At 74.4% G+C, this 3,882-nt stretch carries 4 protein-coding genes; 3 read left to right on the top strand and 1 reads right to left on the bottom strand.

Annotated elements, in window-relative coordinates; genetic code table 11:
- Positions 1 to 131: 131 nt before the first annotated feature.
- Entirely contained in the window at positions 132 to 1,091 is a 960-nt protein-coding gene (meaB, locus tag ACYVE9_RS18505) for a methylmalonyl Co-A mutase-associated GTPase MeaB (RefSeq protein ID WP_461028995.1), read from the top strand.
- 75 nt (positions 1,092 to 1,166) lie between these two features.
- Here meaB and ACYVE9_RS18500 read toward each other — a convergent pair whose 3' ends face one another.
- Entirely contained in the window at positions 1,167 to 1,904 is a 738-nt protein-coding gene (locus ACYVE9_RS18500) for a PepSY domain-containing protein (RefSeq protein ID WP_461028994.1), read from the bottom strand.
- Positions 1,905 to 2,030: 126 nt separating this feature from the next.
- On the opposite strand from ACYVE9_RS18500, the gene ACYVE9_RS18495 reads away from it, so the two are divergent.
- Together ACYVE9_RS18495 and ACYVE9_RS18490 are read left to right on the top strand one after the other, a co-directional pair.
- Positions 2,031 to 2,693, top strand: a complete 663-nt coding sequence (locus ACYVE9_RS18495; RefSeq protein WP_461028993.1) for a response regulator transcription factor — start codon at positions 2,031 to 2,033, stop codon at positions 2,691 to 2,693.
- Positions 2,686 to 3,882: histidine kinase dimerization/phospho-acceptor domain-containing protein (locus tag ACYVE9_RS18490; RefSeq protein WP_461028992.1), on the top strand; the 1,197-nt coding region annotated here is incomplete at its 3' end. The genes ACYVE9_RS18495 and ACYVE9_RS18490, both read left to right, overlap by 8 nt.

Raw genomic sequence — 3,882 nt, 5'->3', positions numbered from 1 at the left:
GGCGGCGCTCTGCGGCGGCGGCGGTCAGGGCGACGCGCTGATCGTCAAGGTGCCGGGCAAGTAGCCGGCAGGCAGTCACCCGCCGCCTCCCGCTCGGGCGGCGGCGCACACGAGCGAGGAGCGCAGCACGCATGGCGGTGGACGTCCCCCGACTGGTCGAGCAGGCCCGGCAGGGCAGGCCCCGGGCGGTCGCCCGGTTGATCTCCCTGGTGGAGGGGGCGTCCCCGCAGCTGCGGGAGGTGATGGCGGCGCTCGCGCCGTTCACCGGCAACGCCTACGTGGTGGGCCTGACCGGCTCACCGGGCGTGGGCAAGTCGACCACCACGTCGGCGCTGGTCACCGCCTACCGCAAGGCCGGCCGGCGGGTCGGGGTGCTCGCCGTCGACCCGTCCTCGCCGTTCTCCGGCGGGGCCCTGCTGGGTGACCGCATCCGGATGTCCGACCACGCCTCGGACCCGGGTGTCTACATCCGCTCGATGGCCACCCGCGGCCACCTGGGCGGGCTGGCCTGGTCCGCGCCGCAGGCGATCCGGGTGCTGGACGCGGCCGGCTGCGAGGTGGTCCTGGTCGAGACCGTCGGCGTCGGGCAGTCCGAGGTCGAGATCGCCGCCCAGGCCGACACCTCGGTGGTGCTGCTCGCACCCGGCATGGGCGACGGCATCCAGGCGGCGAAGGCCGGCATCCTGGAGATCGGTGACGTCTACGTCGTCAACAAGGCCGACCGGGACGGTGCCGACGCCACCACCAGGGAGCTCAACCACATGCTGGGCCTGGGCGAGGCCCGGGGCCCGGGCGACTGGCGGCCGCCGATCGTCAAGACGGTCGCGAGCCGCGCCGAGGGCGTCGACGAGATGGTCGAGGCACTGGAGAAGCACCGCGCCTGGATGGACGAGCACGGGGTGCTGGCCGAGCGCCGCACCCGCCGGGCGGCCCGCGAGGTGGAGTCCATCGCGGTGACCGCCCTGCGGGAGCGCATGGCCGACCTGCGCGGTGACCGCCGGCTGGGCGCGCTCGCCGAGCGCATCGTCGCCGGCACCACCGATCCCTACGCCGCCGCGGACGAGCTGGTCGCGGGAGTCACCGAGTCCTGACCGGCACCGCCCCCGCGGTGCCGGACGGTCCCCGCCGGGGCCGTCGGGCACCGGTACAGCGCCCGAGGACACCGCTCAGCGGTCGTCGCGGTCGTCATCGCCGCGGTCGTCCCGGTCGTCCTTGTCATCGTCGTCGTCCCGGTCGTCCTTGTCGTCTCCGCGGTCGTCGTCCGCGTCGTCCCGGTCATCGTCTGCGTCGTCCCGGTCGTCGTCGCGGTCGTCGTCGTTCAGCACGGTGACCTTGCCGGTGGCGGTGTCCACGAGCAGGTCCCGGTCGTCGTCCTTGTCGTCCAGCTCGACCTTCCAGGCGGTGCCCCGGTCGTCCAGCTCGATCTCCTCGACGGCGCCCGGCGCCTTCCCGGTGGCGATCCGGGCCGCGTCCGCGGCGCTCACCTCGACCTTGCCCAGCAGGGTCCGGACGCTGCGGGCGTCCCGCCGGTCGTCATCGTCGTCGTCCCGCTCGGTCCGGGTGCGCACGTCCCCGGTGGATCGGTCGACCTCCACCAGCCGCCAGGAGCCGTCCTCGCCGATCACGTCGACCTCCCACCGGCGGTCGTCCTCCTCCTGCTCCAGACCGGCGGCCCGGCCCGGTACCTCCTTCAGCGCCCGCTGGACGGCGTCCGCGGCGCTCACCGAGGCGGCCGGGCGGTCGTCGCCCTCGTCGGTCCTCGGCTGCGGGGCGCCGCCGTCCGCGGTGCGCAGGGTGCGCGGCGTGCTGTCGCGGTCGTCGTCCGCCATGGCGGTACCGGCCACCACACCACCTGCGATGACACCGGCGGCGGCGAGGGTCGCGATGATCACGTTGCGCTTCATGGGGTCCTCCCGGTCGTGGAACCGGCCGGTTCTCCGGCCGAGTGGTGCCACCTTGGCGGACCGATGCTGAAGCTCCGCTGAAGCCACCTGAAGATCCCTTCAGGTGGGGTCTGACACGCTGGGCGCATGCGCGTGCTGATCGTTGAGGACGAGCGAAGGCTGGCGGTCTCCCTCGCCCGGGGACTCACCGCCGAGGGCTTCGCCGTCGATGTCGTCCACGACGGCCTGGAGGGCCTGCACCTGGCGACGGAGGCCGACTACGACCTGATCGTCCTGGACATCATGCTGCCCGGCATGAACGGCTACCGGGTCTGCGCGGCGCTGCGGGCCGCCGGCGACGAGACGCCGATCCTGATGCTCACCGCGAAGGACGGTGAGTACGACGAGGCGGAGGGTCTGGACACCGGCGCCGACGACTACCTCACCAAGCCCTTCTCCTACGTCGTCCTGCTGGCCCGGGTCCGGGCGTTGCTGCGCAGGCGCGGCAACGGCGCGTCGCCGGTGCTCCGGCTCGGTGACCTGACCGTCGACCGGGCCGCCCACCGGGTCGAACGGGCCGGCCGCGAGGTGGCGCTCACCGCCAAGGAGTTCGCCGTGCTGGAGCACCTGGCGACGCGGCCCGGCGAGGTGGTGCCGAAGTCGGACATCCTGGAGCACGTCTGGGACTTCGCCTACGACGGCGACCCCAACATCGTCGAGGTCTACATCAGCGCGCTGCGCCGCAAGCTGGGTGCGGGGCTGATCAGCACCGTGCGCGGCGCCGGGTACCGGCTGGTGTCCGGTGGTTAGGCACCACCTGCGCTCGGTCCGGGCGCAGGCGACCATCGGAGCCACCACGGTGGTCGCCCTGGCGCTGGTGGCGGCCGGCACGGCGGTGCTGTGGCTGCTCCAGGCGAACCTGTCGCGTGAGGTCGAGCTGCGGGCCGAGGTCAGGGCCAGGGACGCCGCGGGGCAGATCGCCACCGGCACCGAGCTGGGTGAACTGTCCCTGGACGGGCCGGTGCAGATCTTCGACGACCAGGGCCGGGTGCGGGCCGTCAGCGAGGACCTGGAGAGCGTCACCGGTACCGCCGGCGGCAGCGTCACCCCCCTGCCCGGCCGCTCCCCGAGCCCGTCCGCCTCCCCGACGCCCACCGTCCGACCGAGCCCGACCCCCGTCCCCCGCGACGACGCCGACGCCGACGCCGACGATGACGACGACGGTGCGGACGACGCCGACGACGACGATGACGACGACAGCACCCCCGCCGGCTCGCAGGCCGCACGGGACGGGCAGGACGACGCGGACGACGACGACAGGCCGGGCCCGGGAGAGGTCGGCGACAGCATCGAGTTCACCGACGGAACCGCCACCGAGGACGGCGAACGCCGGGACTACCGCTTCGCGGTCGCGGAGGCGCGTACCCCGCAGGGGGAAGCGCTCACCGTCTACGCGGGCGCCGAACTGGCCGTCGAGCAGGCGGCGCTCGGCACGGTCCGCACCGCGCTGCTGGTCGGCTCGCCCCTGCTGCTGGTGGTGGTGGCCGTCACCACGTGGCGGGTGACGCGGCGCGCTCTGCGCCCGGTGGAGGGGATCCGCCGTGAGATGGCCGAGATCACCCGCTCCACCGACCTCTCCAGGCGGGTGCCGGAGCCGGCCGTGGCCGACGAGGTGGGACGGCTGGCCAGGACCACCAACGAGACGCTCGCCGCGCTGGAGGGCTCGGTGGAGCGGCAGCGCCGGTTCGTCGCCGACGCCTCGCACGAGCTGCGCAGCCCGATCGCCTCGCTGCGCACCCAGCTGGAGGTGGGCCAGGCGCATCCTGACCTGCTGGACGTGGCGGGCGCGGTGCAGGACACCGTGCGGCTCCAGGACCTCGCCGCCGACCTGCTGCTGCTGGCCCGGCTGGACGCGGGGGAGCGCCGCCCGGACCGGCGGGTCGCCCTGGCCGCACTCGTCGGCGAGGAGCTGGCCGGGCGGCGGGAGGACCGCTGCCCG

The sequence above is a fragment of the Streptomyces sparsus genome (assembly GCF_054776295.1).
The sequence above is the reverse complement of the archived record's forward strand: the minus strand, read 5'-3'. Positions and strand labels throughout refer to the sequence as shown.

Bases quoted from the DNA above. Each gene is read 5' to 3' on its own strand.
- meaB (WP_461028995.1), top strand. From the start codon at position 132: ATGGCGGTGGACGTCCCCCGACTGGTCGAGCAGGCCCGGCAGGGCAGG.
- ACYVE9_RS18500 (WP_461028994.1), bottom strand. From the start codon at position 1,904: ATGAAGCGCAACGTGATCATCGCGACCCTCGCCGCCGCCGGTGTCATC.
- ACYVE9_RS18495 (WP_461028993.1), top strand. From the start codon at position 2,031: ATGCGCGTGCTGATCGTTGAGGACGAGCGAAGGCTGGCGGTCTCCCTC.